Genomic DNA, 1,919 nt, shown 5'->3' with positions numbered 1-1,919 from the left:
CGTCCAGCGACGTGCCGGCGGCGGACGCGGCGGCGGACCTGGCGCCCGCGCCCGTCCCGATGCCGGCCCCGGGCCCGATGCCGGCGCCGGGCCCGGCGCCGTCCGCGGCCCCGGACGCGCTGTTCGACCCGGCCGAGACCGAGCGGTTCCGGGAGCGCTGGCGCGACGTCCAGTCCGCGTTCATCGACGACCCCGGCGAATCGGTGCGCAAGGCGGACGAACTGGCCGGCGAGGCGGTCGACGCCCTCGGGCGGGCGATCGCCGCGCACCGGCGGACGCTGTCCGGCGCGCTGGAGGGCGACGGCCGCGCCGACACCGAGCGGCTCCGGCTGGCGCTGCGCGGCTACCGGGACCTCCTGGACCGCATCTACGCCTCGTGACAGGCCGGACGAGGGCGCCCCGCGGCACCGCGGGGCGCCCCTTCATTCTCCGTGCGGAGCCCTGTGATCAGCCGTTGAGGAACCGGTAGACGGCCTCGCGGCCCTGCGTTCCGCGTTCGCGGTTCTGGATGGAGTGCGAGGCGCCCTCCACCACGACGAGCGTGCCGCGCGGGGCGCGGCCGAGTTCCTCCCGCGCCCATTCGAGCGGTGTCGACAGGTCGCGGTCGCCGTTCAGCAGCAGCACGGGGACGGTGATCTTCGTCCGGTGCGGTTCGGCGGTGTGCCGCGACCAGGGCCAGTGCAGGCATTCCTGGATGAACCCGTTGCCGACCGCGGTGTCGGCGGTGAACGGCCAGGCGGCCCGGGCCGGGAGGTGCCTGCGCGTCCGCTCCAGCGCGGCCTTGCGCAGGGCGGGCGAGGTCTCCGACGTCCCCCAGGGGAAGTGGCCGTCGCCGCAGATCGTCGCGATGTGCAGGCCGGAGCTGTACCGGGTGACGTCGTCGCCGCCGGAGTCCATGATCTGCAGCAGCCGGTCGAGCCGCGCCGGATCGCCGTGGCGGGCCTCGTGGACGGCGGCCACCGCGTCGCCCCAGCCGTTCGGCAGGGAGTTCTCGTCCCGGTAGGTCGGGTCGAGGAACTCGTAGGACACCAGCATGTCCCAGATGAGCACGGCGTCGTCGCGGTGCCGGGCGAGCCAGGCCAGGTCCTCCGCCGGGTCGAACCCGCAGGCGGGCGCGGTCGCGCAGGCGTCCCGCAGGACGCGCGCGGTGGCCCGCAGGCCCGTGAGGTAGAGCATGTCGTCGCGCTGCGGGTCGACGTGCGGCAGCACCGAGTCCAGGACGAGCCTGCTCACGTGCCGCGGGTACCGGACGGCGTAGCTCGCGCCGGTCATGGTGCCGTAGGAGACGCCGTCCACGGTCATCGTCCGCACGCCGAGCGCCTGCCGCAGCACCTCGAGGTCGCCGACGGTCTGCTCGGTGGTGAAGTAGTGCCGCCTGTCCCCGAGGACGCCGGCGCACTCGCCGACCGCCGCCGGCGCGGGCGGCTCGATGTCGCTGCTGCCGACCTCCGCCTGCAGCTTCGGGCAGTCGATCGCGCCGAACTCGCCCGTGCCGCGCTGGTCGATCATGACGAACCGGTAGTTCTCCGTGAGCTCCGGCATCCGCGCGGAGATCCCATCGATGAACGGGACGCCGGGCTGGCCCGGCCCGCCGGTGAGGAAGAGCAGGATCCCCTTGGGCGCGCCGGCGTTGTCCGCCAAGGCGACCTGGAGCTTCAGGGTTCCCCTGCCGGGATTGCGGTGGTCCAGCGGCACGGTCAGGAATGCGCAGGTGAACCCGGTCTTGCCGGCGCAGGGGTGCGGGTCGGCCAAGCCCGGCGGGGTCGCTGCTGCGGGCGGGGGCGCTGTGGGTGCTGCGGCCGCCGTCGCCCCGCCGGATGCGGCGAGGGCGAGGGTGAGGGCGAACACCGCGGTGAGACGTGGTCGCATGTGATGATCATCACTCGGTTCCGCGGCGCGGGCGGGGATCTCGCCGGATC

The 1,919-nt window shown here is 74.6% G+C and carries 1 protein-coding gene and 1 pseudogene; one reads left to right on the top strand and one right to left on the bottom strand.

The window, feature by feature from the left end; all coding sequences use genetic code 11:
- Nucleotides 1-380, top strand: a pseudogene (locus E1284_RS42265) (hypothetical protein); the annotation flags it as partial.
- Nucleotides 381-447: 67 nt separating this feature from the next.
- Here the strand turns inward: E1284_RS42265 and E1284_RS40450 are convergent.
- A partial coding sequence (locus E1284_RS40450) for an alpha/beta fold hydrolase (protein ID WP_207924247.1) occupies nt 448-1,919 on the bottom strand: 1,472 nt, incomplete at its 5' end.

The organism is Actinomadura bangladeshensis (genome assembly GCF_004348335.1).
GTDB classification, from domain to species: domain Bacteria; phylum Actinomycetota; class Actinomycetes; order Streptosporangiales; family Streptosporangiaceae; genus Spirillospora; species Spirillospora bangladeshensis.
Note: the sequence above shows the minus strand (reverse complement) of the source record. Positions and strands in the feature narration are given on the sequence as shown.